Below are 2,320 nucleotides of genomic sequence, written 5' to 3'. Positions count from 1 at the left end.
TTCAGCCGCACGCGCGTGTCCGGCACGGTCGACAACGCATTGCCTAAACGCACGATGCACAACTGGTCGGTGCCGTTCAACGCCAGCTATGAAGTCGATCTGTGGGGGCGCCTGCGCGGCGACGCGGAGATCGGCAGGCAGAACGTGCTGCAAGCGGCGGCGGATCGCGCGGCCGTTCGCCTGCGCATCTCGACCGATGTCGCAAGCGACTATCTGACGCTCCATTTCGTCGAACGGGATCTCGCGACGCTCGCCCGAGCGATCGAGCTGCGACGCACCGCACTCGACGTGATCGCCGCCCGCGTGCGGGCCGGCGCGGCGAGCGATCTCGACGCATTGCGCGCGGCGGCCGATCTCGATACGGCGCGCGCCGATCTCGCGGACAGCCGGCGGCTGCGCGAAAACCTCGTCGACGCACTCGCCGTGCTGACCGGCGTCTCGCCGACTGCATTCGCCGTCGCGCCAACCGCGTCGGCCGTACGCGTGCCGGAGGTGCCGCCCGGCCTGCCGTCCGCGCTGCTCGCGCAACGGCCGGACCTCTATGCAGCGGCACGCCGCGTCGACGCGGCATCGCTCGAAATCGGCGTCGCCCGCACCGCGTGGCTGCCGACATTGACGCTGACCGCACAGGGCGGATTCGCGAGCCGCGACCTCGGCACGTTTCTCGACCGCAACAGTTCGCTGTGGGGTCTCGGGGCGAGCGTGGCCGAGACGTTGTTCGACGGCGGCAAACGCGACGCCGCAGTGGCCGCCGCAACGGCAGGCGCGGACCTCGCTGACGCGAACTATCGCGCGACTGCGCTGGGCGCTTTACGCGAGGTTCAGGATGCGCTCAACGACATCACCGCGCAGAAAGAGCGGATCGCGCGATACGACAGCGCGGCGCGCGCCAGCGAAGCAGCGGCGCGGTTGTCACTGAGCCGCTACGCGCACGGCTACGTCAGTTATCTCGAAGTGATCGATTCAGATCGCGACGCACTGAATGCGCAACGTCAGCTGATTCATAGCCGCCAGGCACTCGCCATTGCGACCGTCAATCTCGTGCGTGCGCTGGGTGGCGGATGGACGCCGCCCGCGTCGACACCGGCGAGCGATATAAAACACACCGACCGGTTCTGAAAAAAAATAAGTGCGCCGTCTGCATTCCTTCGAACGGCCTCACGTATCTTCATATCGCCCTTAAGCTTACCTAACGTTTTTTGTGTTGCTCCGCACCGGTGCGCCGCATAGATTGATCACATACGAATTCACCGAAGTGAGACCGGTCATGGATCGCCTGAAAACGCTCGAGATACTCAAGACGGTTGCCGAACAAGGCAGCTTCACGAAAGCCGCCGAAGCCCACCGGCTCGGCGTCCCCTGCATCAGCCGCGCGATCCAGTGCCTGGAGACGTCGCTCGGCGTGTTGCTGTTTCATCGTACGACGCGCAAAGTGACGCTGACGCGCGTCGGCCAGGACGTGCTCGAGCAGGCGATCGCGCTGCTGCAGCAATACGAGCACTTTTCCGTCTGCTGCCGTGCCAATGCCACCGAGATGCAAGGCGACATCTCGCTCGAGGTCTCGAACCTGTTCAGCGTCGATCGCCTCGTGCCGGCCCTGGCCGATTTCAATGTGCAGTATCCGCTCGTGTGCATCCGCATCGACTGGGTCGATCACCCGAGCGCGGCGCTCAGCGGCGAAGCGGATCTGTCCATCGTCACTGAACGAACGTCGAGCCTGACATGCATCGAGCGGCGCCTTGGGCGCATCCCGATGGGCCTTTACGCGAGTCCGCGGTTTCGCACTGCAGGTGGCACCGCGAAGCATCCGCAGGCGCTCGAACGCCAGGATGTGCATGGCGGCAAGCCGGGTAGCGGCGGTTTAGTGTGGCCGCTGCGACACCGGCGTACCGGCGCGACCGCCGAGATACGGCTGGCAGGCGCGATCCGCTCGAACTGCCTCGACACGCTGATTCTCGCGACGACGCGCGGCACCGGGTTCGCCGTGCTTCCGGAGCACCTTGCGCGGCCGCTCGAACGCAAAGGCGAACTCGTACGCCTGCTGCCCGACTGGCAGGTCGATGACCTCGACGCGTCGCTGCTCTATCACTCGCGCCGAAATCTGCCGGCGCGTATCAGAGCGCTCGCCGAACATCTCGTCGCCGCGTTCGACGACAATCTCGACACGCGGCCTGCCGCGCGGCACGACGCGCCCGTCGTCACGCACGCCGTGGACGCCGACAGCGCAATCGCCGCATGAACGCCACCGCTCGCGTCTTTGCGGCACAGTCCACCGCGTTCGTAGCCGGCGGCGTTGCGTCGAACGCACCAGCACGCACGC

At 66.2% G+C, this 2,320-nt stretch carries 2 protein-coding genes; both read left to right on the top strand.

Annotated elements, in window-relative coordinates:
- Positions 1-1,119 (top strand): efflux transporter outer membrane subunit (locus tag JYJ84_RS34500; protein WP_240201947.1); only part of this gene is annotated, 1,119 nt, incomplete at its 5' end.
- A gap of 148 nt (positions 1,120-1,267) precedes the next feature.
- Positions 1,268-2,239: a LysR family transcriptional regulator gene (locus JYJ84_RS34495; protein ID WP_175221471.1), complete on the top strand. Its 972-nt coding sequence runs from the start codon at positions 1,268-1,270 to the stop codon at positions 2,237-2,239.
- Positions 2,240-2,320: the final 81 nt, after the last annotated feature.

Origin of the sequence: Burkholderia sp. LMG 13014, from assembly GCF_905232215.1 — a bacterium.
GTDB lineage: Bacteria > Pseudomonadota > Gammaproteobacteria > Burkholderiales > Burkholderiaceae > Burkholderia.
This window is presented reverse-complemented; position numbering and strand designations above follow the sequence as displayed.